This is a genomic window from Xanthomonas sp. NCPPB 3583, from assembly GCF_041475715.2.
Lineage (GTDB): Bacteria > Pseudomonadota > Gammaproteobacteria > Xanthomonadales > Xanthomonadaceae > Xanthomonas > Xanthomonas euvesicatoria.
The window spans coordinates 4,899,551-4,926,443 of record NZ_CM191263.1; the positions used below are offsets into that span (position 1 = coordinate 4,899,551).

Annotated in this window: 26 protein-coding genes and 1 pseudogene; 18 read left to right on the forward strand and 9 right to left on the reverse strand. The window is 64.2% G+C overall.

Annotated elements, in window-relative coordinates:
- Positions 1–25: 25 nt before the first annotated feature.
- From ACCQ07_RS20935 to ACCQ07_RS20950, 4 genes are read left to right on the forward strand one after another with little or no spacing between them, the layout of a single operon-like run.
- Positions 26–244 (forward strand): DUF1656 domain-containing protein, encoded by a 219-nt coding sequence (locus ACCQ07_RS20935; RefSeq protein ID WP_008574653.1) that lies wholly within the window; start codon positions 26–28, stop codon positions 242–244.
- Positions 241–1,164: an efflux RND transporter periplasmic adaptor subunit gene (locus tag ACCQ07_RS20940; protein ID WP_218556448.1), complete on the forward strand. Its 924-nt coding sequence runs from the start codon at positions 241–243 to the stop codon at positions 1,162–1,164. Before ACCQ07_RS20935 ends, ACCQ07_RS20940 begins: the two co-directional genes overlap by 4 nt.
- The gene (locus tag ACCQ07_RS20945) at positions 1,161–2,621 is read left to right on the forward strand and encodes an efflux transporter outer membrane subunit (protein ID WP_218507982.1); all 1,461 of its coding nucleotides are present in this window, start codon (positions 1,161–1,163) and stop codon (positions 2,619–2,621) included. Before ACCQ07_RS20940 ends, ACCQ07_RS20945 begins: the two co-directional genes overlap by 4 nt.
- Positions 2,618–4,942 (forward strand): FUSC family protein, encoded by a 2,325-nt coding sequence (locus ACCQ07_RS20950; RefSeq protein WP_372363633.1) that lies wholly within the window; start codon positions 2,618–2,620, stop codon positions 4,940–4,942. The genes ACCQ07_RS20945 and ACCQ07_RS20950 overlap by 4 nt, the downstream gene beginning before the upstream one ends.
- Before the next feature lie 275 nt (positions 4,943–5,217).
- On the opposite strand, the gene ACCQ07_RS20955 is transcribed toward ACCQ07_RS20950, so the two are convergent.
- The 3 genes and pseudogenes from ACCQ07_RS20955 to ACCQ07_RS20965 all read right to left on the reverse strand — a co-directional run bounded on the left by ACCQ07_RS20955 (position 5,218) and on the right by ACCQ07_RS20965 (position 8,247).
- Entirely contained in the window at positions 5,218–6,579 is a 1,362-nt protein-coding gene (locus tag ACCQ07_RS20955; RefSeq protein ID WP_011349150.1) for an MFS transporter, read from the reverse strand.
- Positions 6,580–6,692: 113 nt separating this feature from the next.
- Positions 6,693–7,238, reverse strand: coding sequence for a YdeI/OmpD-associated family protein (locus ACCQ07_RS20960; RefSeq protein ID WP_372183867.1), 546 nt, complete (start codon positions 7,236–7,238; stop codon positions 6,693–6,695).
- Between the two features lie 107 nt (positions 7,239–7,345).
- Positions 7,346–8,247, reverse strand: a pseudogene (locus ACCQ07_RS20965) (LysR family transcriptional regulator).
- A gap of 100 nt (positions 8,248–8,347) precedes the next feature.
- Here ACCQ07_RS20965 and ACCQ07_RS20970 point away from each other — a divergent pair.
- The 3 genes from ACCQ07_RS20970 to ACCQ07_RS20980 all read left to right on the forward strand — a co-directional run bounded on the left by ACCQ07_RS20970 (position 8,348) and on the right by ACCQ07_RS20980 (position 11,277).
- Complete coding sequence (locus tag ACCQ07_RS20970; RefSeq protein ID WP_109290553.1) at positions 8,348–9,181, forward strand: SDR family oxidoreductase; 834 nt, start codon at positions 8,348–8,350, stop codon at positions 9,179–9,181.
- Positions 9,182–9,339: 158 nt separating this feature from the next.
- Entirely contained in the window at positions 9,340–9,888 is a 549-nt protein-coding gene (locus ACCQ07_RS20975; protein WP_303401393.1) for an RNA 2'-phosphotransferase, read from the forward strand.
- A 123-nt stretch (positions 9,889–10,011) separates the two neighbouring features.
- The gene (locus ACCQ07_RS20980; protein WP_218499886.1) at positions 10,012–11,277 is read left to right on the forward strand and encodes a phospholipase D-like domain-containing protein; all 1,266 of its coding nucleotides are present in this window, start codon (positions 10,012–10,014) and stop codon (positions 11,275–11,277) included.
- A 24-nt stretch (positions 11,278–11,301) separates the two neighbouring features.
- Here the strand turns inward: ACCQ07_RS20980 and ACCQ07_RS20985 are convergent, their stop codons facing one another.
- A complete protein-coding gene (locus ACCQ07_RS20985) occupies positions 11,302–11,814 on the reverse strand; it encodes a CcdC protein domain-containing protein (RefSeq protein ID WP_031425182.1) in 513 nt (170 codons plus the stop codon).
- A gap of 273 nt (positions 11,815–12,087) precedes the next feature.
- Between ACCQ07_RS20985 and ACCQ07_RS20990 the strand changes: the two genes are divergently transcribed.
- Entirely contained in the window at positions 12,088–12,294 is a 207-nt protein-coding gene (locus ACCQ07_RS20990) for a hypothetical protein (RefSeq protein WP_029820588.1), read from the forward strand.
- Positions 12,281–13,387, forward strand: coding sequence for a type II toxin-antitoxin system RelE/ParE family toxin (locus ACCQ07_RS20995; RefSeq protein WP_218492917.1), 1,107 nt, complete (start codon positions 12,281–12,283; stop codon positions 13,385–13,387). Before ACCQ07_RS20990 ends, ACCQ07_RS20995 begins: the two co-directional genes overlap by 14 nt.
- Positions 13,388–13,591: 204 nt before the next feature.
- Here the strand turns inward: ACCQ07_RS20995 and ACCQ07_RS21000 are convergent, their stop codons facing one another.
- Positions 13,592–14,080 (reverse strand): hypothetical protein, encoded by a 489-nt coding sequence (locus ACCQ07_RS21000; protein ID WP_029820586.1) that lies wholly within the window; start codon positions 14,078–14,080, stop codon positions 13,592–13,594.
- A gap of 699 nt (positions 14,081–14,779) precedes the next feature.
- Between ACCQ07_RS21000 and ACCQ07_RS21005 the strand changes: the two genes are divergently transcribed.
- Both ACCQ07_RS21005 and ACCQ07_RS21010 read left to right on the forward strand, forming a co-directional pair.
- Positions 14,780–15,217, forward strand: a complete 438-nt coding sequence (locus tag ACCQ07_RS21005; protein ID WP_223866239.1) for a DUF6393 family protein — start codon at positions 14,780–14,782, stop codon at positions 15,215–15,217.
- 16 nt (positions 15,218–15,233) lie between these two features.
- On the forward strand, positions 15,234–15,665 hold the full coding sequence (locus ACCQ07_RS21010) for a hypothetical protein (protein WP_372363634.1): 432 nt from the start codon (positions 15,234–15,236) through the stop codon (positions 15,663–15,665).
- Positions 15,666–15,674: 9 nt separating this feature from the next.
- On the opposite strand, the gene ACCQ07_RS21015 is transcribed toward ACCQ07_RS21010, so the two are convergent.
- Entirely contained in the window at positions 15,675–16,637 is a 963-nt protein-coding gene (locus ACCQ07_RS21015) for an IS1595-like element IS1595 family transposase (protein WP_011347617.1), read from the reverse strand.
- On the opposite strand from ACCQ07_RS21015, the gene ACCQ07_RS21020 reads away from it, so the two are divergent.
- Positions 16,630–17,247 carry an XVIPCD domain-containing protein gene (locus tag ACCQ07_RS21020; protein WP_372363635.1) on the forward strand — a complete coding sequence of 206 codons (618 nt, stop codon included), beginning with the start codon at positions 16,630–16,632 and terminating at the stop codon, positions 17,245–17,247. The two genes, ACCQ07_RS21015 and ACCQ07_RS21020, sit on opposite strands and share 8 nt — an antisense overlap.
- A gap of 694 nt (positions 17,248–17,941) precedes the next feature.
- Positions 17,942–19,561, forward strand: coding sequence for an alpha/beta hydrolase (locus tag ACCQ07_RS21025; RefSeq protein WP_372363636.1), 1,620 nt, complete (start codon positions 17,942–17,944; stop codon positions 19,559–19,561).
- Positions 19,562–19,671: 110 nt separating this feature from the next.
- On the opposite strand, the gene ACCQ07_RS21030 is transcribed toward ACCQ07_RS21025, so the two are convergent.
- Complete coding sequence (locus tag ACCQ07_RS21030) at positions 19,672–20,070, reverse strand: antitoxin Xre/MbcA/ParS toxin-binding domain-containing protein (RefSeq protein ID WP_008574610.1); 399 nt, start codon at positions 20,068–20,070, stop codon at positions 19,672–19,674.
- Between the two features lie 319 nt (positions 20,071–20,389).
- Between ACCQ07_RS21030 and ACCQ07_RS21035 the strand changes: the two genes are divergently transcribed.
- Positions 20,390–20,821 carry a hypothetical protein gene (locus tag ACCQ07_RS21035; RefSeq protein ID WP_029820583.1) on the forward strand — a complete coding sequence of 144 codons (432 nt, stop codon included), beginning with the start codon at positions 20,390–20,392 and terminating at the stop codon, positions 20,819–20,821.
- 28 nt (positions 20,822–20,849) lie between these two features.
- Here the strand turns inward: ACCQ07_RS21035 and ACCQ07_RS21040 are convergent, their stop codons facing one another.
- Positions 20,850–21,161, reverse strand: a complete 312-nt coding sequence (locus ACCQ07_RS21040; RefSeq protein ID WP_031425193.1) for a hypothetical protein — start codon at positions 21,159–21,161, stop codon at positions 20,850–20,852.
- A gap of 111 nt (positions 21,162–21,272) precedes the next feature.
- On the opposite strand from ACCQ07_RS21040, the gene ACCQ07_RS21045 reads away from it, so the two are divergent.
- Positions 21,273–21,518 (forward strand): helix-turn-helix domain-containing protein, encoded by a 246-nt coding sequence (locus ACCQ07_RS21045; protein ID WP_017112444.1) that lies wholly within the window; start codon positions 21,273–21,275, stop codon positions 21,516–21,518.
- Positions 21,519–21,548: 30 nt separating this feature from the next.
- Here the strand turns inward: ACCQ07_RS21045 and ACCQ07_RS21050 are convergent, their stop codons facing one another.
- A complete protein-coding gene (locus tag ACCQ07_RS21050) occupies positions 21,549–22,439 on the reverse strand; it encodes a pseudouridine synthase (protein ID WP_372363637.1) in 891 nt (296 codons plus the stop codon).
- A gap of 365 nt (positions 22,440–22,804) precedes the next feature.
- Between ACCQ07_RS21050 and ACCQ07_RS21055 the strand changes: the two genes are divergently transcribed.
- The 3 genes from ACCQ07_RS21055 (at position 22,805) to ACCQ07_RS21065 (ending at position 26,857) form a co-directional block, all read left to right on the forward strand.
- The gene (locus ACCQ07_RS21055; protein ID WP_181388232.1) at positions 22,805–24,355 is read left to right on the forward strand and encodes a choice-of-anchor Q domain-containing protein; all 1,551 of its coding nucleotides are present in this window, start codon (positions 22,805–22,807) and stop codon (positions 24,353–24,355) included.
- 350 nt (positions 24,356–24,705) lie between these two features.
- The gene (locus tag ACCQ07_RS21060) at positions 24,706–25,557 is read left to right on the forward strand and encodes a chymotrypsin family serine protease (protein WP_109290555.1); all 852 of its coding nucleotides are present in this window, start codon (positions 24,706–24,708) and stop codon (positions 25,555–25,557) included.
- A gap of 463 nt (positions 25,558–26,020) precedes the next feature.
- The gene (locus ACCQ07_RS21065; RefSeq protein ID WP_029820580.1) at positions 26,021–26,857 is read left to right on the forward strand and encodes a restriction endonuclease; all 837 of its coding nucleotides are present in this window, start codon (positions 26,021–26,023) and stop codon (positions 26,855–26,857) included.
- The last annotated feature ends 36 nt before the right edge of the window (positions 26,858–26,893 follow it).

Genomic DNA, 26,893 nt, shown 5'->3' on the forward strand with positions numbered 1-26,893 from the left:
CGGGCGCTGTGGTTCTTTTTCCAGGATGTGCCCGATGTACGGCGAATTCAGTCTCTACGGTGTGTTCGTACCCACCTTGCTGGCGTTGATGACGCTGGCCTACCTGCTCAACAGCAGCATCGCCGCGCTGCTGACCCGCGCTGGCGCCTACCGCTACATCTGGCACCCGGCGCTGTTCAACCTGGCGTTGTACATCGCACTGCTGGGCGGCCTGTTCTTCCTTACCCGTTGGATGCAATCGTGAAAAAGCTGCTCAAGACCGCGGGGCCGGCACTGCTGACCCTGGCGATGGTGGTGCTGGCCGCGTGGGTGTTGCAGCACCTGTGGCGTTATTACATGCAGGCGCCGTGGACGCGCGATGCGCACGTGGGCGCCGATGTGGTGCAGGTGGCGCCGGACGTCTCCGGGTTGGTGGAATCGGTCGCCGTGGCCGACAACCAACCGGTGACGCGCGGGCAATTGCTGTTCGTGGTGGACCGCGCGCGCTATGCGATCGCGCTGGAACAGGCGCGCGCCGCGCTGGCCGAACGCCAGGCTACGCTGACCCAGTTGCGCCGCGAGATCGCGCGCGACCGCAGCCTGCAGGATCTGGTCGCCGCCGAAGATGCCGAAGTGCGCCGCTCCAACGTACAGAAGGCGCAGGCCGCAGTGGCCACCGCGCAATCGGCGGTGGATCTGGCCCAGCTCAACCTGGACCGCACCCAGGTGCGCAGCCCGGCTAACGGTCGCGTCAGCGACCGCACCGTGCGGGTGGGTGACTACGTCAACGCCGGGCGTCCGGTGGTGGCGGTGCTGGACACCGGCTCGTTCCGCGTCGATGGCTACTTCGAAGAAACCCGCCTGCAGGGCGTGCACCCCGGCCAGCGCGTGGACGTGCAGCTGATGGGCGAGCCGGTCACGTTGCAGGGGCATGTGCAGAGCATCGCCGCCGGGATCGAAGACCGCTACCGTAGCGGCAGCGCCGGCGCATTGCCCAATGTCACCCCGGCATTCGACTGGGTCCGGCTGGCGCAACGCATCCCGGTGCGCATCGTGCTGGATCGCGTGCCTGCGCATGTGCAGTTGATCGCAGGGCGCACTGCCACGGTTAGCATTCTGCCCGACACAGCGCACCCAACCCCGGCGACCGCGCCTGCCCATGTGCAGGCCAAGGCGGCGCCATGAACCGCGCGATGTTGCGTCCGCTGGGAGTGGCCGCACTGCTGAGCATGCTCAGTGCCTGCAGCACGGTCGGCCCGAACTACGCGGTGCCGGCCGAGTCGGCCTACCAGCGCCCGGCCGCCAATGCCGCGTTCCTGGACACCGGCAACGCGCAGGTGCAGCCCGGCGCCGCGCTGCCGGCGCGCTGGTGGGCGCTGTATCAGGACCCGATGCTGGATGGCCTGATCGAGCAGGCCCTGCGCGACAACGTCGAATTGAAGGTCGCCGGTGCCAACCTGCGCCGCGCTGCCGCGGTGTACGAACAGGCCATGGATGCCGGCGGGTTCGATTACGACGTGGAAGCCGGTGTCAGCCGCGCGCAGGTCTCGGCCGAAGCATTTTTGCAGGAAGAAAAGCTGCCGGTATTCAACCTGGCCGATGGCAAGTTCGGCGTGTCGTACCAGTTCGATCTGTTCGGCAAGCTGCAACGCGGCGCCGAAGCCGCGCATGCCGACACGCAGGTGGCGCAGGCGGCGATCGATCTGGCGCGCGTCAGCGTGGCCGCGCAGGTGGCCGGCAGCTATGTGGAGATTTGCCACGCCAACCATGAGCTGCAGGTGGCCGAGCATTCGCTGCAGTTGCAGCAACACAGCCGCCAGATCACCCAGCGCCTGATCGCGGCCGGTCGCGGCACGCCGCCCGATCTGGCGCGCGCCACCGCACAGGTGGCGATGCTGGAAGCGGCGCTGCCGCCGCTACGGGCGCGCCGCCAGGCCGCCGGTTACCAATTGGCCGCGCTGCTCGGCAAGACGCCCGGCGAGTTGCCGCCCGGCGTGGACAGCTGCGCGCACGCGCCTGCAGTGCAGCAGCCGATCCCGATCGGCGATGGCCGCGCGCTGCTGGCGCGCCGCCCAGACGTGCGCCAGGCCGAGCGCCGGCTCGCCGCCGCCACCGCGCGCATCGGCGTGGCCACTGCCGCGTTGTATCCGGACATCCGCCTGGGCGGTTCGATCGGCGCCACCGGCCTGCTGGCGGATTTCGGCGAGCCGGCCACACACGCATGGTCGTTGGGCCCGCTGATTTCCTGGACGCTGCCCTCCAGCGGTGCGCGTGCGCGGGTGCGCGCCACCGAAGCCGGCGCCGATGCGGCGCTGGCGCAGTTCGACAACACCGTGCTGCAGGCCTTGCGCGAGGTGCAGACCAGCTTGTCGCGCTATGCGCAGGACCTGGACCGCCTGCATCTGCTGGAACAGGCGCAGCAACAGGCCGAGCTGGCGTCGGCGCAAAACCGGCGCCTGTATCAGGGCGGACGCACGCCGTACCTGTCCAGCCTGGACGCCGAGCGCACCCTGGCCAGCGCCGAGATGACCCTGGCCAACGCACAGGCGCAGGTGTCGCAGGACCAGATCCAGCTGTTTCTGGCGCTGGGCGGCGGTTGGGATGCCGACGCCGGGCGCAATACCACCACGGCTGCACGATGAGCCCGTTGTTGCGCGATCGCCAGGCCTGGCTGTTTTCGGCCAAGACCTTTGCCGCCTCGATCGCGGCGCTGTATGTCGCACTGGCCGGCAATCTGTCGCGACCGTACTGGGCCATGGCCACGGTCTACATCGTCTCGCAACCGCTGCTCGGCCCCACCCGTGCCAAGGGCGTGTACCGCGTGCTCGGCACCTTGCTGGCCGGCGTGGCCACCTTGGTGATGCTGCCGAATCTGGTGGAAACGCCGTTGCTGCTGAGCGCGGCGATGGCACTGTGGCTCTCGGCCTGCCTGTTCCTGGCGCTGCTCAATCGCGGCCCGCGCGGCTATGCATTCCTGCTGGCCGGCTACACCACCGCCTTCATCGGCTTTCCTGCGGTCACCTCGCCGGAAGGCATCTTCGACACCGTGGTGGCCCGCAGCGAAGAGATCATCCTGGGCACGGTGATGGCGGTGCTGTTCGCGTCGCTGTTGTTCCCAGCCTCGGTCAAGCCGATGCTCACCGCGCGGATCGGCAACTGGATGCAGGACGCCGCGCAATGGTGCCGCCAGGTGCTGCAGCGCGGCCCGTCGCAGGCGCCGCGCAATCGGCTGGCGGCCGATCTGGTGCAGTTCCAGGCCCTGATCGCCTTCGTGCGCCATGACGACCCACGCCATGCCGGCGCCGCGCCTGCGCTGGAACAGTTGCGCGCACGCATGCTGATGCTGTTGCCGGTGCTGTCGTCGATTGCCGACCGCCTGGACGCCTTGCAGCGCGACGACGCCGCGCACGGGCCGGAGTTGGCGACATTGCTGGAGGCTGTTGCTGCGTGGGTGGATCATGTCGCCGACACCGGCAGTGCCGATGCCGATGCCGATGCCGATGCCGCCCGACAGGCTGATGCACTGCGTGCGCGCATCGAGGCACTGCGCCCGGTGGTGGATCAGGACATCGATCACCTGCTGCTGGACAGTGTGCTGCTGCGCCTGAAGGAGCTGCTCGACCTGTGGCAGGACTGCCGCGCGTTGCAGCAGGCGCTGGTGCAGGGCACCGAGCCCGTTGCGCTGCGTGTGCCGCCGGCGCCGGCACCTGCTGCATCCATGCAAGCCGACCCTGCAGCGCGTGATGCCGCGGCGCGTTCCGCAGCGCCCGGGGCGTTGCTGCAGCGCCTGGGCTTCTCGCGCCATCGCACGGCGCAGCCGGCCGTGCCCACGCAGGACGACGCGGCGCCGCGCGATGGCGCGCTGCGCTCGTCAACGCGTGCGGCAGCGTGGCGGCCACCGGGCCAGCCCTCTGCAGAGATCGCTGACACTCCGGTTGCGGCACACGCCACGCGCCACATCGATTTGGGCATGGCCGCATTTTCCGCGCTGAGCGCCGGCTTTGCGCTGATGGCGTACTGCGTGTTGTGGATCGGCATCGGCTGGGAAGGCGGCGGCAACGGCGCGATGATGGCCGCAGTGACTGCTGCGTTTTTCGCCGCGCAGGACGACCCCGCGCCGAGCATGCTGTCGTTCCTGACCTGGGCGGTGGTGGCCAGCGTGGTTGCCGGCATCTATCAGTTCGGCATCTTCCCGGCCATCCACGATTTCCCGATGCTGGTGGTGGTGCTGGCGGCGGTCTTCCTGCCATTGGGCGCACTGCTGCATCGCCCCGGGAGCATGCTGATCGCCTTGCCGCTGGTGGTGAACCTCACCGCGCTGCTGAGCCTGCAGAACACCTACAGCGCCAACCTGCAGAGCTTCGTCAACGCGGCGGTGGCGATGGTGCTGGGGATCGGGTTTGCGGTGGTGCTGACGCGTCTGTTTCGTTCGGTCGGTGCCGAATGGAGCGCGCGCCGACTGGTGCGCCAGGGCTGGCGCACGCTGGCCGATGCCGCCGACGGACATGGCGCGCAGGATCGCCAGCACTTTGCCGCACGCATGCTGGATCTGCTTGGTCTGCTTGCGCCACGGCTGGCGTTGACGCCGGAAGGTAGCGACCTGGCCTCGGTGGATATGCTCAACGAAGTGCGCGTAGGCTTGAACATCCTGCAGCTGCGCCGCGCACGGCATGGCTTGCCGGCGTCCAGTCGCGATGCGGTGGACGCGATGTTGCGCGACGTGGCTGCGCACTACCGGCGGCAGGTTGCACGGAAGCGTCCGTTGCCTGGGCCTGACTCTTTGCGTGATCGTCTGGATATGTCGCTGACGCGCGTGGGCAAGGTGCCGGCAGGCGCGCATCGTGATGAAGCGTTGTTGGGGTTGATTGGTTTGCGTTACAGCGTGTTTGCTAAGACAACAGCGCAGCATCAGGACGGCGCAGAACAGCAGCCCGCGTTAGCCCCTCTCCCGCCAGGACGATAAGGCACTGCTTGCGCTCCACTGGCGCGCATGTCTTGCAGCGGCCGCGCTGCTAGTGCAGGCCGGGACGCGGAGCGGGGGTTGAGCTGAGGGTTTGGCTACCAATGCACGACCGCAGCATCGAAGCTTCACCTTGGCTGCGCGTGGCGACGCGTTTACCACGCTCGGTATGCCAATCACCTGAGGCGCCCCTCATCCGCCCTTCGGGCACCTTCTCGCCCATGAGGGGGGACAATGTCCCGCAGGGAGAAGGGAAGGGCTCTGCCCGCGCGCGCGCATCACCGCTTGCGCTGATGCATCGCCGCTTCGTCGTCCAGCCAGTTGCTGCCCTTGTTGGTCAGGAAGAACATGTAAACCACCAACGACACCGCAATCACCGCTGTCGCATAGATCACGAACTCGGTCACGTGGTTGGTCTTCAGCGAGGCCTGATACAGCAACGGCGCGGTTCCGCCGAAGGCCGAATTGGCCAGCGCGTAGCCAAGGCCGACACCCAGCGCGCGCACGTGGGTGGGGAACAATTCCGCCTTCACCACGGCATTGATCGAGGTGTAGCCGGTCAGGATCACAAAGCCCACGGTGAGGATTGCGAACGCGGTCAACCAGTCGGTCTGCTTGGGCAGTTCCATCACCAGGAACCAGGTGTAGAGCACGCCGCCGATGCCGAAGAACACGAGCAAGGTCTTGCGCCCGACGATGTCCGACAACCAGCCGCCCACCGGCTGCATCAGCATCAGCACGGTCAGCGCCACCAGGTTGATGATGGTGCCGGCCATCACGTCGCCACCGGCGAACGCGGTCTGGATCATCTTCGGCCCGGTGACCGAATAGGTGTAGAACGCGATCGTGCCGCCGGCGGTGATCAAAAAGCACAACAGCAGCGGACGCCACTGATTGACGAACAATTCGCGCATCGAGCCGGAGGCCTTGGCCTTGCCGGTACGCGAATCGGCGATGGATTCGGAGCTCAGCGACTCATCCATCGTGCGGCGCAGCCAGAACACCACCAACGCGCCGATGCCGCCCAGCCCGAACGCCACGCGCCAGCCCCATTCGGAGACCTGCGACGCATCGAAGAAATGCAACATGATCAGCAAGGTGGTCTGTGCCAGTACGTGCCCGCCCACCAGCGTCACGTAATGGAACGACGACAAAAACCCGCGCCGGCCGGGAATCGCCGCTTCGGACATGTATGTGGCGCTGGTGCCGTATTCGCCGCCGGTCGCAAAGCCCTGCAGCAGGCGCGCCACCAGCAAGATGATCGGCGCAGCGATGCCGATCGTGGCCACCGTGGGCGTGATCGCAATCACGAACGAGCACAGCGCCATCACCGATACCGAAATGGTCAACGCCAGGCGGCGGCCATAACGGTCGGCGAAGCGGCCGAAATACCACGCGCCGATCGGGCGCATCAGGAACGTCATCGCAAAGATCGCCCACACGAACATGGTGGCGTTCTTGTCTTCCTTGGAAAAGAACTGCGACTCGAAGTAGGTGGCGAACACCGAATAGACGTAGACGTCGTACCACTCGACGAGGTTGCCTGCCGAGCCCTTGAGCGTGTTGGACACCGAGCGGCGAAGGCTGCCGGCAGCTGTGCCAGAACCGGCAGCGATCGGAGACGATGGGGGTGCGCTCATGCGGTCAGAACCTCTTCGGTGGGACAGCCCCGGAGTATAGGTGCGCGCTTGTGTGACGCATGTAAGCATTTTGGCTTATAGATGGCGGCAACTCGCCCACCGGACCGCCTGCTTCAGCCCGCTTTTGGCGTGGGTGCCGCCAGCGCGTGGCTGTACTTGCCGGAGCGATCGAAACAGCACGCACGCCGCTTGCCCGAGGCCAGCATGGCGCATGCGGTAGCGATGCGCTTGCCCCGCGTTTGGGCCTTCTTGCCGGACACCACCCAGAAGATCCAATCGCGCCGCGCCACGGCGGTGATGTCGTCCCAGGTCGCACGCGCGGCCGGATGCGCGGCCAGCGCTGCATGCAGATCGTCCGGCACCAGCGGCTCGGGCTCTTCGGCCACGGGCGTCAGCGCGAGCGCCACCGTCTGTCCAGCGCACACGCCGGCTGCCTGCTGCAGGGCGCGTTCGATCGTCAGCCAATGCCCGCCCCGCCCGTCCGGCTGCAGCGTCGCCTGCAGTGGGTGCCCGGCCACCGTCCCGGTGACGCTCACCATGCTGCGCGTAGGCAACGCGTTGCTCGCCGCTGCAGGCAGCAGCAGAAACAGCCAGCTGGCATCGGCCGGCGTTGCCGGTTGCAGCAAGGTGGCAGTGAACCGGATGGCGGCCGGACGCATGGCGCGAACCATAGCACCGCACACCGCCGGGTTCTGCTGTTGCTGCCGCGCATTGGCGCACGCGTGATCGTGCAGGCAGCACCATGGTCGGAGCCGTGAGGTGCGCTTCAGCCGTGCTGCGGCAGCAGCTCCTTGAGCGTCTCGATAAAGGCGCGCAGACCCGGCGGCAGATGCCGATGCCCCGGGTAGTACAGCACCAGCCCCGGAATGGTGGGACACCATGCGTCCAGCACAGGCACCAACGTGCCGCGTTGCAGGGCGGCGCTGACCGCGTACTCGGGCACGTAGGCGATACCAAGGCCGGCTTCGGCTGCCTCGCGCATCGGCGCGATCTGGTCCAGGGTGAGCCGCCCGGGCACATCGATCACCACCTCCTCGCCACGGCGCTCGAACTCCCAGTGGTACAGCCGGCCGCTGGGCATGCGGTGGCGGATGCAGGCATGCCGGTGCAAGGCATCGGGCGTTGATGGAATCCCGGCGCGCGCAAGATAGGCGGGCGCCGCGACGGCGAGGAAACGCGTAGGCCCACCGAACGGTACCGCCACCATGTCCTGCGGCACCGACTCGCTGAAGCGAATGCCGGCATCGCATCCTGCAGCCACGATATCCACCAGCCGGCCTTCGCTCACCAGATCCACCGATAGCGCCGGGTGGCGCGCCAGCACTTGCGGCACTACCTGCTGCAGCAAGACCTGCACCACCACTTCCGGTGCGTTGATGCGTACCGTGCCGGTGGGCCCGCCACGGAAATCGTCCAGCGCCAGCAACGCGTGGTCCACCTCCTGCAGCGCCGGCACCAGCCTTGCGTACAGGCGCTCGCCGGCTTCGGTCAACGACACGCTACGGGTGGTCCGGTGTAACAGGCGCACGCCGAGATTGCGCTCCAGTGCGCTGATCACATGGCTGAGCGAGGACGGCGCCAAGCCCACCTCAGCGGCGGCACGCCTTCACTGCGGTGCGTGGCCACCGCAGTGAAGGCGACCAGATCGTTGAAGCCGGGCTTGGACATTGGTGGCAAAACCGCATCAAGTCATTCGAATTTTATGGCATAGACCCAACAATTCCCGTTTCCTAGAGTGACGCCTTCTCCAGCGAACAAGGCCACTCCCATGTCCAAGACCTGGCTCATCACAGGCGCATCGTCCGGCTTCGGCCGCCTCCTGGCAGAGACCGTGCTGGCGCGCGGCGACCGGATCGTCGCCACCGTCCGCAAACCACAAGCGCTGGCCGATCTGCAGGCCCGGTATGGCGATGCAGCGACGGTGCTGCAGCTGGACGTGCGCGAGACTGCAGCCGTGCACGCAGCGGTGGCGCAGGCATTCGCAGCGCTGGGTCGCATCGATGTGGTGGTCAGCAATGCCGGATACGGCACGCTGGGCGCGGCCGAGGCCGCCACCGAGGCGCAGGTCCGCGCGATCATCGACACCAACCTCATCGGCTCCATCGCAGTGATCCAGGCAGTGTTGCCGCGGCTGCGCCAGCAGGGCGGCGGGCACGTGGTGCAGGTGTCATCGGAAGGTGGGCAAATCGCCTATCCCGGCTTCAGCCTGTACCACGCCAGCAAGTGGGGCATCGAAGGCTTCATCGAGGCCGTGCAGCAGGAAGTGGCCGGCTTCGGCATCCACTTCACCCTGGCCGAACCCGGCCCGGCCCGTACCAATTTCGGCGCCGCCTTGGTGCGCACCCACATTCCTGCCGACTACGCCGACACGCCGGTCGGGGCGCTCAGCCGCGCACTGGACGATGGCAGCTGGGTCATCGCTGGCGACCCGCAACGCATGGTCGAGGCGATGATCGCCAGCACCGAACACGCCCCGCCACCGCGGCGTCTGGTGATGGGTGCCAGCGCCTACCATTCCATCCGGCAGGCCCTGGGCGCTCGCTTGGCCGAACTCGAGGCGCAACGCGGCATTGCCCTGTCGACCGACAGCCCGCCACCGTGATGCGGCAGACGCAGACGCAGACACGGAAGTGGATGTCGATGTGCCTGCGCGACGCCGCACGCAGACACGCTCTGCATGCCGCGCATCGTGCAGTGCGTGGGGTCTGCGCAGCGCGCGGCGGTAGACTCGCATCCACGCACCACACCCCAGCACTGCACATGCGCTCGCTGCACACCGAGACCAGCAAGTTCCTCAGCTATGTCCTTCGCCATGCACCGCAGTCCATCGGGCTGACACTGGATCGCCAAGGATGGGCCGACATCGATGCCCTGATCGCTGCCGCCACTGCCGCTGGAAGGGCGCTGGATGCAGACCTGATCCGTGCAGTGGTCTTCAGCAACGACAAGCAGCGCTTTGCGCTGTCTGCCGATGGTCGGCAAATCCGCGCAGTCCAAGGCCACTCCACAGCGACCGTCGCTCTGATGCATATGCCGCGCACACCGCCATCGATGCTGTACCACGGCACCGCGACCCGCTTTCTCGAGGCGATCCTTGCCCAAGGCCTGCAGCCCGGGCAACGCCATCATGTGCATCTGTCCGCTGATCCCAAGACCGCCACCACGGTCGGCGCACGACACGGCACACCTAGTGTGCTACGCGTGCACAGCCTGCAGATGCACGAGGACGGCCATGTTTTTTACCAGGCCGACAACGGCGTCTGGCTGACGCGGCATGTACCGCCGAACTACCTGCATCTGGTGGAGTGAGGCAGGCAGCACATCGCGTGCATGCCACCACCTGCTGCTGCCCCTTCACAAACCCCATGCCACCGGCCTTGCCAAAATGCCGGCCGCTTGCGCCCGCAGTGGCGGGACATCGGAGTGGGATGCATGACATGGATCATCGTGGCCGCCGTGGCGGTCACCTTGCTGGTGGGGCTGCTGCTGCTCAACTTCGCCACGCCGGAGAAAAAGCTCGAGCACATCCCCAAACACCTGTACGACGTTGCCGATCCGCAATTCAAACGCGAGATGTCGGTGTTGCTGGGGCCGGCCATCCTGCCGGGCAACAGGATCGACGTGCTCAATAACGGCCGCGAGATCTTTCCGGCCATGCTGGAGGCCATCGGCAGCGCGCAGCACACCATCACGTTCGAAACCTATATCTATTGGTCGGGCGAGATCGGCCGCGAGTTCAGCGACGCCTTGTCCGAGCGCGCGCGTGCCGGGGTGGATGTGCGGGTCACCATCGACTGGGGTGGCAGCCTGAAGATGGACCATGCACTGGTGGACACCATGACCGAGGCCGGCGTGGAGGTGCATCGCTACCGCCCGCTGGCCTGGTACAACCTGCATCGCATCAACAACCGCACCCACCGCAAGTTGCTGGTGATCGATGGCCGCATCGGCTTCACCGGTGGGGTCGGCGTGGCCGACCAATGGATGGGCGACGCGCAGGACCCGGACCATTGGCGCGACACCCACTACCGCATCGAGGGCCCGGTGGTGGCGCAGGTGCAGACCGCCTTCAACGACAACTGGATCAAGACCACCGGCCGTGTGGTCAACGGCGCGCAGTATTACCCGGCGTTGGAGGCTGCCGGCGACAGCGATGCGCAGTTGTTCGTGGCCTCGCCGGCCGGCGGCAGCGAAAGCATGCACCTGATGTACCTGATCGCCATCGCCGCCGCACGCAGCAGCATCGACCTGGCTGCGGCGTATTTCGTACCCGATGCCTTGATCACCCGCTCGCTGCTCGAAGCACGTACGCGCGGCGTGCGCATCCGGGTGCTGCTGCCCGGCAAGCATATCGATGCCGTCTCGGTGCGGCTGGCCTCCAAGGCCAGCTGGGAGCCGCTGCTGCAGGCCGGCATCGAGATCCACGAATACCAGCCCACCATGCTGCATACCAAGCTGCTGATCATCGACGGCCTGTTGGTGTCGGTGGGCTCCACCAATTTCGACATCCGCTCGTTCCGCCTCAACGACGAGGCCAGCCTGAATGTCTACGACCGCACGCTGGCCGCACGCATGACCGAGGTATTCGAACGCGATCTGCAACGTGCCGAGCAGTATTCGCTGGAGCGCTGGCGCGCGCGGCCGTTGCGGCAGAGGCTTGGCGAGAAACTGGTGTTCCCGTTCCGCTCGCAGGTGTGAGCGCGCAGGGCCAATCGCGGCGGGTCAGCGTGCCGCCTGCAGGCGCAGCTGGCGCAGCCGCCACCACAACCCGCCCACGTGCACCAGCGAATACAGCACCAGTGCCGCGGCAATCCCCAGGGTCAGCGGGCTGGCCTGCGAACCGGCCGCCGCCGCACCGGCAGTGAACGCGCCATCGGCCCAGCGCCAGGCCAGGCGCCCCAGCAACACCAGCGTCAAACCGCCGCCGATCCAGGGATTGGGCGTGTACCAGCCTTGGCCATCCACCCATCCGGCATGCGTGTAGCGCAGCGACAGCGCACCCAGGCCGATGCCGACCAGCGCGCCTGCGGCAATGCCGAACCGCACCTGCGGCAAGCCGTACACCGCGAACGCCAGTGCTGCCACCGCGATCAGCAGCACCGCGCTGCGCACCGCCGTGGCCATCGGCTTCCATTGCTGGCGCCCGAAGCTGCGCCGGATGCGCCGGTAGTAGAGGTAGCTGATGGCGGCCATCGAGAGATACGGCGTCAGGGGTGCGATGGCAGCGGCAGGCATGGCGAGTCCTTTGCGAATGAGTGAAGCGACCCGCGCAGAATGAAACCAGCCGTGGGCCCGAACAAGGTGCCAAGTGTCACTTTCTGCAGGCGGCAGCACTGCCGGTCGCTGCCCGGCATCGGGCATGCGGTTAGGCCGTGCGCCACCCAGACCGCTGCCGCGCAGGCGCTTGCCGCCTGCCCGGTGAACGCCGCGCGCGGACGCCGGCGCCTGCCACACGCGAACAGGAGCGGCGCGGGTAGACTTGCGCAGTGCTCCCCCCACCGCCGTGCCATGTCCGCCATCAAGCAAGACGCCCACATGCTGATCGACACGCTGCCCGAGACGGCTGGATGGAGTGACGTGGTCCGCGTCGTGGCCGACGCCAGCTTCCAGGCCGCGGTGCAGGATGGCATTGCCGCTGCAGATCAGGGCGCGTTGACGGCTCCGGCACAGGTGAGCGCACTGTTCGCCAGATGGGGCGTTGATGTTACGGCGTGACTGGACCGTCCCGGCCGCCACGCAGCTTGCACACGCCCAGGATCACTACCACGCGCTCAACCCGACTGCCGCTGCCGCGATGGCGCGGCAGGTGCTGGAAGCCACCCGCACCCTGGCCGAGCAACCCGGCCGTGGCCGCGCTGGCCGCGTGCCCGGCACCCGCGAATGGGTGGTCAAGCAGACCCCGTACGTGCTGGTCTACCGCGTGCGCGAGGGCGCCCTGCAGGTGCTGCACGTCCATCTGGATGCCAGCGACTGGCTGCCCCGCACCGAGCCGCTGATCGAACGCATCGAACCGTGGATTGCCGCGCTGATCAGCGCGCTGCTGCACGTGCTGATGTTGCTGATCCTGCTGTCGGCCTCCACCCCCACCATGACCCCGCCGCAAGGCTCGGCCAGCGGTGGACGCATCAAGGTGGATTTTGTCGGCGACACCTCCCAGCCCGATCAGCCGGTGCCCTCGCCCACCCCGGTGCCACCGACATCCACGCCCGTGCAGCCGCCACCGGCGGCCTCGCCGGTGCAGTCCACGCTGGTGCAGCAGGCCAAAAATCCGGTGCCGCCGCAGGGCGATACCGCGCAAGGCAGCCTGGCCGAACGCCGCCAGCCGCGTCGCCAGCAACGCCCCACCCCGCCGCAACCGCCCGCTCCGCCGGCGGCATCCGCACAGCGCCGCCCGGACACCTGGACCGGCAGGCCGCCCGGCATGCTGGACGAACCGGCCGACGGCGCCGAAGACGGCATGGCCAACACCCCCACCATCAGCCAGGGCCGCCGCAACGACCGCAACAACGCCCAGCCCAGCCTGGATATCGGCGGCTTCCAGGTCTATTACGACGTGCGCAGCGAAACCCAGCTGCGCGCCTGGAAAGAACAAGGCATGCAGGAAATCGCCATCATCCTGCCCGGCACCCAGCAACGCATGATCTGCCCGCTGGATGTCGCGCTCAAGCGCGGCTCCAGCAAATGCCGCCTGCTGCCGCCGGATTCGCCCGAACTGAAGTCCATCGGCGACGCCCGCGAAGTCATCAACATGATGGAGGTTTACCGCCAGGGCGAACCGGTCTGGCGTGGGCCGGGGCCGTATCGCTGAGGGCTGGTTGCCTGCCACACATCGCGGCAGGCAACCACGCCGCTTGCTCGGATACGGCGTCCCGGACAACGCCACCGCTCGCCCATCGCCAGCGTCCTGTGCTGGGCACATCCTGCTCCGGGGACGCGGCCGCTTAGCGATTGGTCGAACGCGCTGAAGCCCTGGTCGGCTGGCCCGTCCGGCGGCGACTGGGACGCTGCAACATCAACGCCCCTGGTCCTTTCCAAGCTGGCTGCTCAAGGCTCCCTGGAAGGGCGCCGGATCGCTGGTGACCAGGCAGTTGTAGCGCTTGTCGCTGTTGAGCACGAGCACGGACGACTTGGGGTCCTTGAAATTCAGCCCGACCGAGAACAGCACATAGGTGTTGGGCAGTGCGCTCGGCCGGAATGCACCAAACGCATAGTCGCCGGACAACCCCAACGGCGACAGCGGCACCGTGAGCATCAACGGCTGCGTGGCAACAGGCGATGGCAGCGACGCCGAAGCGGTCATCATCTTCGACTGCACATCGATGGAATAGGTGGTGGTGACCGCCACTCCCAGGTATTTGGACGTCGGCTCGGCAACCTGCTTGCGACACGCCGCAACATCTTCGGGCTTCTGATCCTGCTGACCGTTCTGCAGCGTGGCGAAGACATGGCGCAACGTAACCGTTTCCTTCCCGGGCACCGCTGCGGCAACAGCTGCGCTCATACACAGCACCATCGCCACAAGCGAGAGGCTGCATGCCGCAAGCGCACAGCGACGGTTTTTTTTCTGGATCATTTTGATCACTCCTGAGTGTGAGTTTATGGTGCAAGGACGATCAGCGGCCACGGTTTGTAGTGCGATGTACTGCGCTTTGAAAGAGCACGCAGTGCCATTTGCGAACATCTCAAACAGCAGATAATCGCTTGCGCTTTTGACGATTAGATACGGCGTTGAAGGTAATTCCAGATCTCCATCGATGTTTAATCGATTACTTTCTGGTGCAGCGATTTTGAGTTTCTGCAACATGCCAACCCGACAAATCGTCTCAGCGATTTCGTTACGTGATGCAGTTTTGATTTTCAGAGGAGAACAACCGGGTTCGGTCGATCGAGCTAGAAAACAACTGAGACAGAACGGATCCGTCACTTAGTGAGCGACTCGGTACGTCAGGGCCGCTACTGAAGTCTGAGCGTCTATTGATGACTCATGGATTGCTCTTACTCACCGATCCATGCTGGGCTTGGCCCAGAAGCGTCAGCGCAAAGCCCCATTGACAATCCGCTCAACGACTATCGGCTCTTGAGAGCTTGTAGTAAGCTGGCAGCCTTCCGCCCGAACGCTACTCGGTTTTCGAGCTTGGCCGAGAAGGACAGTATCTCGCGGATATTCGAATCACGTGATTAGTCGCATCAGGAGATCGCCATGCCACGCATCATGTCGAAGTGCTTGGCCGCAACACTTGCACTTGTCGGGGTTGCGGTACTTCCACTTTCGTCCTGCGCCAATGCGGACAATGCGCGCACTACTTCGACACAGGAAGACCCCTCGATGACAGGAGCCAGCCCAATGTTTGACGAGATTTATGCTTCCCAAAAACCCGTTCGATTCGAACAGATCGATGTGAGCAATATCGTTACGAAATACATACCGTTGGGCACTACAAAGGCGTCGGTGCTAGAGACCTTCGGTAAATCTCCAACCTCGAAGGTCGTTGAAGACACCGAAAGCAAGATTGTCGTCAGGGACAACAAGGGACAAGCGATGTTGGATCCCGATGCACGTTCCGTAGTGATGACTTTTTCTTTGGATGCCGACGGCAAGGTGACACACGTCGCAGCCGTTCATATCAAGAATCAGTAAGCCACAGGAGCATGTCATGGATGAGAAGATCGAAGTCGGGTACCGGAATATCGGGGCTGCTCTCGGCAAGGAATACCACCACAAGTTCCTTCTCTACACGGACAAGGAGGGCAACCAGCGCACTATTAGCGGCTGGACTGGCGATGAGCGACCTGGATTGCCGTACGGACGGATGCACGTTGAGACTAACCTCCCCTATGACCGAAACAACCCTGATCATCGGGACAATCCGAATGCAATTGGCCAAAAGCAGTATCGGGAAGAGATTGCAAATGGCGCGGACTTGTCCGGAACGTGGGGCCGCATGGTCGCTAATGCCAGGAGTAAGGATGACAAATATCCCTACGATCCCCTGCTGCAAAACTCAAACACACTCGCTGATAGCGTTCTGCGGGACGTGGGTCTTCAGGAACCGAAAAACGACGGAGTCTTAGGACATCCTGATTAGCCCTGACTCTCAGCCATGAAAATTGCTCGCTGCACGCAGGACCGGCTCTGGACATGGGTTGGATTGCATCATGGCCGTGGCAAGTCGCGGCAGCATCTCGCGCAAGCGGAATCGACGATTAAAACGATAGGCCGCTTCTCCCAGGTAGCGCCTTGCGTATTTGCCTTGCGCGATAGCGTGATACACGCCGCTGATGGCGCGTTTGAGATTGCCCAGCACCACGTTGAGCCAACGTGCACCGGCCGTTTCGGTCGCGGCACGACCACCGCCAGTGTCCAGCGTGGTGTGCGCGTGGCCGGCGTCTTCCAGCCGGCGGAAGCAGGCCAGCCCATCGGTGTAGACCTCGCATTCGGGCGCCAGGCGACGGGCAATCCAGTCCTGCAGCGAGGTGTTGTCGAAGCTGCGCACCGGCTCAATCACCACAAAGCGCGGCGCGGTGAAGGTGGCATCGGTCTGCACCGCAATCAGGAACGCTTGTTTGTTCTCTGATCCGCGTCCGGCCTTGCCACCGTTACGCTCGCCGCCGAGATAGGCATCGTCGATCTGCACGAAACCCGCCAATTTCCGCGTGGCTTCACGCTCGGCCATGACCTGCATGATCTTGTGCTTCATCCGCCAGGCCGTCTTGTAGTTAACCCCCAGATGACGCATCAGCTCCAGTGCGGCCATGTTGGTTTTGGTCGAGGTCAACAGGTGCAAGGCCAGCATCCAGGTGCGCAGCGGCAGTTTGGTGCCTTCGAACATCGTGCCTGCCATCAGACTGGTCTGATGCCGGCACGCGCTGCATTGGTAGTAGATCGCAGCACGCCGCTTGAAACGCGAGCGCACGCGCCCGGCACAAACAGGGCAACGAAAGCCCTGCGGCCAACGCCACGTGTAGAGCGCGCGATAGCACTTGGCCTCGGTGCCGTAGAACGCGAAGAACTCAGGCATCGACAATCCAGCCTGGAACTGCACCGCATTGATGCTCATCACGTCACCTCGTTGGCTTCAGAGTGACAGCAGCATCCACCCAGCGCGGCGCAGATCCTGCGACTGGCGGCTGAAGGTCAGGGCTAATCAGGTAGGACATTGGGCGCCTGCATCGGGGCGACAGCTGGACGAGTCGGTCCAGCCCGCGGTACCAGGTCTAGGTAATTCAGGACGTGCCTTTAGTGCAGGTGGAGCACCTCTCGATCCGCAACAAGAAGCCCGGCTGCGTGATGATCCATTGTTCAAACAGGCTCTTGCTGGACTCGACAAGCTGGGTCCAGATGCTGGTGTTTACACCAATCAGCAAGACAAGGAGCGGATTGCCGGCGCCCTGGCTGTCCAGGCAAAACTTAATCGTCCGCCTCTGCCCGAGATCCAAGAAGTCGTTCCAAGCCAAACCAATGGCAATGTCTTCGCAACTTATAAGAATCCAGGAAGTGACATGGACCTCCTGCGCACCCATGTCGACAAAGGTGAGGCCGTCAAGCAGCCGTTGGCAGAGAACCTGCAGAAGCTGGAAACCGCAAACCAGCAAGCTGTACAGCCCCCCGCACAGGAAGCATCACGCTCGATAGATCAACCAAGTCATGGCGCACTCGGATTGCGATAAGCACGGCGAACTGGTTAGTTGCATATGATTACAAGCGCAAGAAACATAATCAAAATCAACTTGTATTGTGGACGTGCTCCGGGCCCGTCAACATAGCGCTCGACGAGTCTGGACCGTCATATCGGCATTGCCAGCAATTAGCCCACGCGATCAAGCGTTGGGCTGTCGGACAAGTGCACCGGAAGCTGACTGCCGGCATCGACGACGTTGTCTGCACCGAGTGGCACAGGGAAGAAGTAGGAATTATCAGTTCGCCACTCTACCAGTAGACAAGCGTCCATAGGTCGCTTTCTACCGGGTCGCAGCGATGCATGAACTTCTAACTACAAATATCGCCATATAACTTATCTGACGCCTGTCTGCTGCTTGCCTATCGATGTCTTAAGCTCCACTCGCAAATTCGACGTGACCTGGATATCCGGTTGCCTCAGCAGTTCAGACAGTCGATCTAACTGCATGGTATCTGTGCTGTATCAGCTGCGCTGAGCTAGTCCGCCCTCACCACAAACGCCTTGAACACATGCAACTCTAGCCACTCTTGCGCCGCAAGCGACCCCAACCTGAGCGCGTAAAATACCTGGATTGGATGCGCTGACCTCATCTCGCCCACAGCGCGCGCAGCTCCCCCAGAAACTGGCTACAGTCCGCACAGGGCCACCAAGCCCACCCCACACATCCGCTTTCAAGGATCTGCATGTCCCTGCATCGTCTTGCCCCACGCCTGGGCCTGGCCGTCGGCCTGCTGTGCGCTTGTGTCTTACACGCCGCCGAGCCGGCGCCGGCGCATCGTCTGCTGCGCGTCAGCCTGGGCGGGGCGACCGACCAGGCCACGTCCGGGCGCCTGCTGGTGTTCGCCACCCTGGCCAAGGATGCCCAGGCGCAGGCCAAGCAAAGCGGGAAAGACGGCAAGGTGGAGGAGGTGGATATGAATCCCTTCCGCCCTACCGCAGTGGCGGTGGCCGCGCAGGAGGTCACCGCGCTGGCGCCCGGCGGCAGTGTGCAGATCGATCTGGACAACATCGCCTTCCCGCGCGGGTTTTCTGCGCTGCCGGCCGGCGATTATCTGTTCCAGGCCGTGCTCGACCCGGATGGCAGCTATGGCTACAGCGGCCGCGATGGCGGCGATCTGCTGAGCGAGGTCACCGCCGTGACATTGGCCAACGGCAAGCCGCTGCCGGCGCTGACCTTGAGCAAGCAGGTGCCGGTCTCGGACGATCCGTGGCAGGTCTCGCCACGCGCGCCGCAGGCGGTGCGCGATGCGGTGCCCGAAGCCAGGCTGCATAGCGCCGATGCCTCGATGGTGAGTCCGTCGCTCAGCGCGTTCTGGGGCCGGCCGGTGTCGCTGCGCGCCCGTGTGCTGACGCCGCCCGACTACAACGCCAAGGCCGCCACGCGCTATCCCACCGTGTATGTCACGCATGGCTTCGGCGGTAACTACAACCGCTTCGCCGGCAGCATTGCATCCACCTGGAGCCTGATGGCGGCCAAGCAGATACCGCCGATGATCTGGGTCTTCCTGGATCAGTCCACGCCCACCGGTACCCACGAGTTCGCCGATTCGGTCAATAACGGCCCGTGGGGCACCGCGCTGACCGAAGAGCTGATTCCGGCGCTCGAGCGTCAGTACAAGATGGACGGCAAGGCCAGCGGCCGCTTCTTGAACGGGCATTCGTCCGGCGGCTGGGCCACGCTGTGGTTGCAGACCCGCTACCCCAAACTGTTCGGCGGCACCTGGTCCACCTCGCCGGATTCCAGCGATTTCCGTGACTTCACCGGCCCGGATTTGTACACGCCCAATGCCAACGTCTACCGCCGCGCCGACGGCAGCCAGTTTCCGCTGATCCGCGACCACGGCAAGGTGCTGGCCGATCTGGAAACCTTCGCCAAGCTCGAACGGGTGCTCGGCCCGTACGGCGGCCAGCTCACCTCGTTCGAGTGGGTCTTTTCGCCGCGCGGCGCCGACGGCCGCCCGCTGCCGATGTTCGACCGCGACACCGGCAAGGTGGACCCGGCCGTGGTGGCCTATTGGCGTACCCACTACGACATTTCCGCACGCGTGGCCGCGCAATGGCCCACGCTCAAGCCGGACCTGGACGGCAAGATCCATGTGATCGTCGGCACCGCCGATACGTTCTACCTGGATGGCGCGGCGCATAAATTCCAGGCGGTGCTCGATGGCCTGGGCGCCAAGAGCGATTTCCGCTATCTGGAAGGCCGCACCCACTTCGATCTCTACACCGAGGGCGACGACAACGACGCGCTGATGAAGAAGATCGCCGCAGAGATGTACGCAGTGGCGCGACCGAAACGGTGAGTGGCTGAGATCATCGCGTTGCACACGGCTACGCGCGCGTGCAACGCCCGCCGCAACCGCACCGCGCATGCCGGACCGCATGCACGGCGGTGTCGATCAGGCATCAGGCATCAGGCAGAGCGCGGCAATTCCCATTCCACCTGCTGGCGCAGCACCAGCAGCAGCACCTGGATGCGCCCGCCACGCACCATCGCCGCAGGCGTCTGGCCGTCGAGGGCATTCATGGGTTGACGAAACCAGCGGATCAATGCCTCGTTATTGCCACCGTTCAAGGCCCACGCGTGGCAAACGATTTCGCCCAGGTTTTCGATGCCGGCGGTGCCAAGCAACTTGAGGTGTTCGGGGGTGAACGCAAACATCGACAGCACCAGCTCGGCGTCGGCCGCCTTGCCGTGGTCCACCTGCATCTGCTCGCTGTGCGCGGTGCTGTAGAGCGCGCCCTGCGCGCGAAAATCTTCGGCGCGCCGCATGCCGGTAAGCACTGCTGCGATGAGGTCGGCGCGTTCCATGGGTTGTCCAGCTGAGTACGTGCGCGCACGCTAACCGGGCCGCTGCTGCCGCTCAATCGGGAGACTCCTGACAGCCGCCAGGCGCGTCAGCGGCCGTTGCGTGATGCAGCGCGGCGCGGCGGCCCGGCGTGGAACACGCGTGCTGGCCGGCGCATCGCCTGCACGGCGTCGCCCGCGCCTGCCCGCCTTCGCAGCACTTAACGCAGCGGTTGCTAGCATCCGGGCGCGTCACTGGCAGCAGCCCGCGCGTGGATGGGCTGCAGTGTTGGAGTCTCACCTCATGAGGAGTTGTCAGATGCCCTGGAAATCCGCCCTTGCCATGCTTGCCCTGTCCACCGCCGCGCTGCCGGCGCTGGCCCAGTCCGACCGCCAGGTGGTCGAAGACATGCTCACCCGCTCGGCCAATGTCTGCCCCGGCCACAGCACCGAACGCACCACGCCCACCGTCAAGGCCGTGCCGGTCGGCGCGCTGCGCGTGATGCTGGAACGCGGCCTGGTCATGTGCCCCGACCGTCGCCTGGACGCCGCAGCACCGGCCGTGTTCTACGGCCGCCTGGGCGTGTTCGCCTGGAACCCGGACGTGAAAGCCGGATCCACCGTCATCGCCAAACAGATCGACAGCATGACCCGCAAGGACGAATACCCCACCGACACCCTGGTGTGGGACGCCAAGGGCACCGCGCTCAAACAGCAGACCGTGCCGATGTTCGAACCCAGGCCGGGTGCGGCGGTGTTGTACAAGGTGCGTTGAGGCCGACGCGATTGCACGCGGCGCCCAGTCAGGCCCTGGCGCCGCTCTGCACGCGCGGCTCGGCCGCATCGGCAGGGCCATGGCCGCCGAGCCGCTGTTCGTAAATCTCATCGACCACACCGCGCACCGCACGGGCGGCATTGAAGATGCTCTCGCCCAACACCGAGAGGCTGGTGGCGTCCAGTGGCTTGCCGCTGCAGACCGCCACCATATCGCTCTGCGCGGTGATCGTGCGCAGCAATGTGTGAAAGCGGTCGATCTGCTCGACCGTGACGCCGAAGGTGAAGTTTTCTTCTTGCTTTCGTAGCGCGGCCGTTTTGCTGGTTTTTGAGGTCGTCATGGCGCCCATCCTCGACGGAAACGGACGGGATATCCGCAGCCTGAATTTATCCCTTTTTCAGATATTTGAAAAGGGGATATAGCTTCAGTGCGGCCTACCAACCTCGCCGCCATGCCAATCAAGTCGATCCACAAAGATCATTACGACATCCTGCTGCAGCAGTTGCGCGAACTTCGCCTTTCCGCCGGTTTAACGCAGGTCGCCTTGAGCAACGCGTTGGAGCGCCCGCAGTCGTATGTAAGTGACGTTGAGCGAGGCAGTCGCCGGATGGATCTGCTTCAGTTGCGAGACTTCTGTAATGCATGCGGAACCTCACTGACCAAATTCGTTGCCGAGTTCGAGAAAGAACTGAAGTAATCCACAGGTGCAGTGCTGGTTGCTCTGTTCCTAACTGTTCGGCCCGACCTTCGCTCTAAAACTCCGTGGCTCACCGGTCAGCGGGTCATCGAACGCCAATGTATGCGCGAACAGCTGCAGCGGGCGTTCCGGGTCATCGGGCCGCTGGGCTTCCAGCTCGGGATAAAACCGGTCGTGCAGGATCGGCGCGCCCAGCGCGGCCATGTGCACACGCAGTTGATGCTTGCGCCCGGTCACCGGCTCCAGCCGATACGTCCAGGTGTCTGCGTTGCGTGCGACCACCTCGATCACCGTCTCGCTGTTCGCTTCGCCCACGCCCTCGTGCATGCGGAAGAACGGCTCGCCCGGCACCAACAGGCTGCGGTGCACATGCGGAAACCTCAGCTGTGGCAGCGGTGGTGCCACCGCCAGGTAGTGCTTACGGATGCGCCGTTGCCGAAACAAGGCCTGATAGATCCCGCGCGTGGCAGGGTTGGCCGAGAACAGCACCAGCCCCGCGGTTTCGCGATCGATGCGGTGCAATGGCACCAGCGCCGGATTGTCCAGCCGCCGCACCAGTCGCGTCAGCAGCGTCTCGCGCACGTATGCACCGGCGGGTGCCACCGGCAAGAAGTGCGGCTTGCAGGCCACCACCAACTGCGCGTCGGCATGCACCACGGTCTCGACATAAGGAATCACCGGCTCATCGGCGACCTCGCGGAAATAGCGGATGTCCGCACCCACGCGATACGGTGCTGACAACGCCAGGGCCTGGTCGTTGGCATCGCGCACCAGGCCGCGTGCGAAGCGGTCGCGCCAACGCTCGGCCGCGATCGCCGGAAAACACGCGCACAGCGCCTCGAAGACCGAGACCCACGGGCCGGCAGGCAGCTGGAAGCGGCTGGCCGGCGTGCCATCGTAGGTACGGGGTGCATCGGGCATCGCCGGGATCGCAACAGGATCGAGAGTGCAGCATGGTAACGCGCGATGCGGCGACGCACTGCATGCAGCGTGGCAGTTGCATGCAGCAGTGCAGCATCGGTCGATCGCTGCAGTGGCCGTAGTCGGCATGCGCGAAGCGATGTGCGCCCGCGCGATGGCGCCGCATCGACGCGTGGTGTGATGGAACTTAGGTTGGAAGCGCGATGCGTGTGATCGCGCCGCATGCCACGCCTCGATCGCGACGCTGCGGCTTGCAATACACCTGTCATCAAATCCGTTGACGTTGCGTACGTGCAACCGGCTCTCCTTCGATCCCTTTCTCAAGCAGGAACATCACCATGCGTTCAACACTTCACGCCACCGTCGTGACGGCGGGGCTTCTTGCGCTGGTCACCACCAGTGCGGCCATCGCCGCCGTGCCATCGGTGGCGCAATGCACCACGCCGCAGCCGTGGGCGCACTCCAATGCCGGCGTGGTGGTCGGCAACGGTACGGCCGCCAGTTGTACCGCCAGCGCTCTCGCCACTGCGGTGGCGCAAGGTGGCTATGTCACCTTCAACTGCGGCACCCGTGCAGCCAGCATCGCCGTCAACCAGACCATCAACATCAGCGCCAGCACGCCAACGGTGATCGATGGTCAGGGCAAGATCACCCTGGATGGCCGCCAGGCCGCGCGCATCTTCCAGGTGCAGAACGGCAATGCGCTGTCGGTGCGCAATCTCAAACTGCAGAACGGCAGCTCCGTGCAGCCGGCATCCAATACACAGTACGCGCCCGGCACCTGGGGCGGTGGCGCGATCAAGGTCAGCTACCGCGGCAAGCTGGAAGTGATCAACAGCCAGTTCCTGGGCAACCGCAGCAGCATCGGTGGCGGTGCCATCTTTGCCGGCAGCGATACCGACGTGACCATCGTCAAGAGCGCGTTCTCCAGGAACACCTCATGGCTGGGCGGCGCGCTCTACACCCAGCTCAGCCGTCTGACCATCGTCAATTCCGAATTTGTCGGTAACCAGGCCATCAATGCGCCGGCCGGCTTCCCCGATGCCGACCAGTTCGGTAACAGCGGCGCGATCGACACCGACGGCGCCTCGCTCGCCGGCTACCTCAACGCCGCTGCCGGTGGCGCAACGCTCTCGGTGTGCGGCACGGTGGTGCGCAACAACAGCGCGGCCAACAGCGGCGGCGGCGCCACGTTGTGGGCGTATGCGCCCGACACCATCGACGTGCGCTACTCCACCTTCGCCAACAACATCGCCTATGGCGGCCCGGCCGGCGGTGCGCGCATCAGCCTGGGCTTCGGCGACACCACGCACTCCGGCACCACCATCACCACGCCGGGCATCATCAACATCGAAGAAACCAGCTTCATTTCCAACCGCGCCGAAAAGAGCAATGCCGGTGCCTTGTACATGGACTGCTACGGCCCGTCCTGCAATGTCAGCAACAGCACCTTCTACGGCAACTACGCTAAAGGTGTGGGCGCGGCGATCCAGCATGTAGGCTGGCAGCCGTCCAATGGCGACCAGGGCAAGACCACGGTGCGCTTCAACAACGTCACTTTCGCCGAGAACACCCCCGGGTCCACGTTGTTCGGCAGCGGCTTCGACATCCGCAACAGCGTCTTCTACTCCAAGACCGAGCGCGCCTTCTGCAGCGACCAGAGCAGCACCGGCAACAACCTGATCGAGTACTCCGCTGCGGGCGGCTTGTTCCATAGCTGCCTCACCACCGGCCTGGCACGCGCCACCGACCCGCTGCTGGGCGCACCCGCCGCCAATGGCGGACCCACGCCTACCCAATTGCCGGCGGCCAATAGCCCGGTGCGCAACCTTGGCACTAGCTGCCGCACGATCGACCAGCGTGGTGTTGCGCGTGATACCGCGGTGTGCGATGTGGGCGCGGTGGAAATCAAGTAAATCGAACTGCGTGTCCTGCTCCCCTGGCGAGGACGCGCATTGTGTGGCCGAGTGGCTTAAGCCTGCTCGGTCATGCGATCAAGGATTCCCAGGGCCGGCCCCTTTGTGACGGCGACTGCGTCTTCGAATCTGGTCTTGTTGTGATGCACGGCTTGCTCAACCGCTGGAGCCGATCAAGCTGCATGTTGAAATCTTGCGCAGTTCCGGATTTGGTCAATGCGCAGCTGCACGCAAAAGCGCAGCAGCGATCTACTTCGTTTGCTGCGGCGGCGTTTCGTCCCTAAAAAAATAGTTAATTGCCGAGGAATTACGATGTCTTGAGTTGTTTCACCATAACCTCGTAGGAAAAGATGATTAATATTTACTTCGCGCGTCGAGATACGTCTCAAAAGAAAATGGGACGTGCACGTCGCGGCTCTTTGATCGCCGTTAGTGTCCTGGCGTTCCTTGCGTCTGCCTCGGCGCTTGCTATCGATCAGGCCAGACTCCGGCAGCCAGTGGTTGGCGGTACGGTGCTGACGATGAGCCTGGGTAACCGCTGCACTGCCGGTCTTGTGCTTAAGCAGACAGGCTTCCTTGCTAACTTGACGCCCTATCGGAGAGCGGTCCGGTTCGTTCTGACTGCAGGTCACTGTGGTGACTACAACAGCACAGTGTCCGTAGATGGGGCAGATCTTGGCTATGTCTCATGGAAATCGAGCGTTTCAGATCTCGAATTGATTCGCGTGGAACCGGTGCTGCATAACTACCGGCATTGCGAAGCGCCATCAACGGGAATTCACTGCACAATCGTTTCGACCTACGAGCCGCGTGCGGTAGGCAAGGTCCTGCTCTCGCGGGCAATTCTTTATCGGTCGCGCGCTGGTGGACTCGATACGATTGCGGTCAATGGCCACACGCCCGCTCCTCCGACTGACCGCTTCTGCACAAGCGGCATGAGCACCGACGTGTTGTGCGACTGGACCGATGCGCGCATTCCTGCAAATTTCCCAGACCCAGGACTCCAAGGACTGCATGCCGCCACCCCGGACTTCGGCGGCCTGACAGGTCCAGGCGATTCCGGCGGACCGGTGGTGAGCTCATCGGGAGTGATGCATGGGATCATTAAAGGTCAATACGATAATCTGAACATGATGTTTTATACATCTACAGCTCAGTTCTTCCGTGAGCAGCCTGATTATACGATTGCACCACCAAACTGATTTCGGCAGTGAGATGATTTGACGAAGTATTCGCCTATCACTCCGGGCCGGCAGCCCCTTCCCCTTCAAGGGAAGGGGTTGAATGGAACGAGTTGCCGCAACTGAGTGTTGCCCGCTTGATCTCAAGGCAGAGAACCTTCAAACCTGCCTCCACCGACGATCCAAAGACTCCGCTCGTAACGATGGCCAAGTTGGCGACCACTAGCCCGCATTGCATCTGGTCATGTTGATCGTCGTATCCGAAAACAATCCGCGCGCAACCCGTTCAAGAGTCGGCTTGCGGCTGCCGATGCAACTGCCGACGTAGTTTTAGCGGACTCAAGCATTGAGATCCGTGTAAGCCTTCCGCGCTGAAGTGCACGATCCTAATCACTTGATGGGGTGCAGATCGCAATAGCATCGTTCGCTTGCTGACAACACGCGTTTCAGCAGTTATGTTCGAACCTGGAACGGGGGTTCTTGCATGGGACGCAGAAAGAAGCAGAGGGGGTTTGAAGCGTTGGCCGCGTTGCCGTGGCCGCTCGGCCTTGTAGCGGGAATCGTAGGGTATCTTGGGGTGCGCTACGGCATCGGCTGGTGGTTCTCTCACCATGGCGGGATGCTGTCCCAAGGGTTTGCCCAACAGTCGAGTGGGGCGTTCGCGCCATTGGCGTGGATGCTGCTCGGCATCTGCTGGCTCGCCGCGCTGTGCTCCTATCTGGGCTCACGCAGCCGGCAACGCTTTCTGGACACACGTACCACCCTGGAGAGCCTGGCCGCTGGCGGCTGGCGCCAATTCGAACGATTGGTAGGCGAAGCATTTCGCCGCCAAGGCTATAGCGTCGAACAAACCGGCCTGGGCGGTGCAGACGGCGGCATCGACCTGATTCTGCGCAAGGACGGCCGCCGCATACTCGTGCAATGCAAACAATGGAAGCGTCAGCAGGTTGGCGTCAGCGTCGTGCGCGAAATGTACGGCCTGCTGGCCCATCACCAGGCCCACGCGGTCAAGATCGCCTGCATCGGCACTTACACGAAAGACGCCGAGCGCTTTGCCGAAGGCAAACCGATCGAATTGATCGGCGGCGAACAGTTGTTGGACATGATCCAAGCAGTGCAGCAACAAGCCACAGCGCAGCCGACGGCGATATCCGCGCGCATCGAGCCTGTCTTTGGTTCAGCTGATTCCACTGCCTCTGCAAACATTGCCACTCCAAGCTGCCCACGCTGCGGCAGCGCACTCGTGCAGAGAAGAAACCGGCGCAGCGGCGAGAACTTTCTGGGTTGCAGCCATTTTCCTAGGTGCAGAGGAATTTCGTAAGCGAACCTGACCCCCGTTTTTTTTCATTTTTCATAG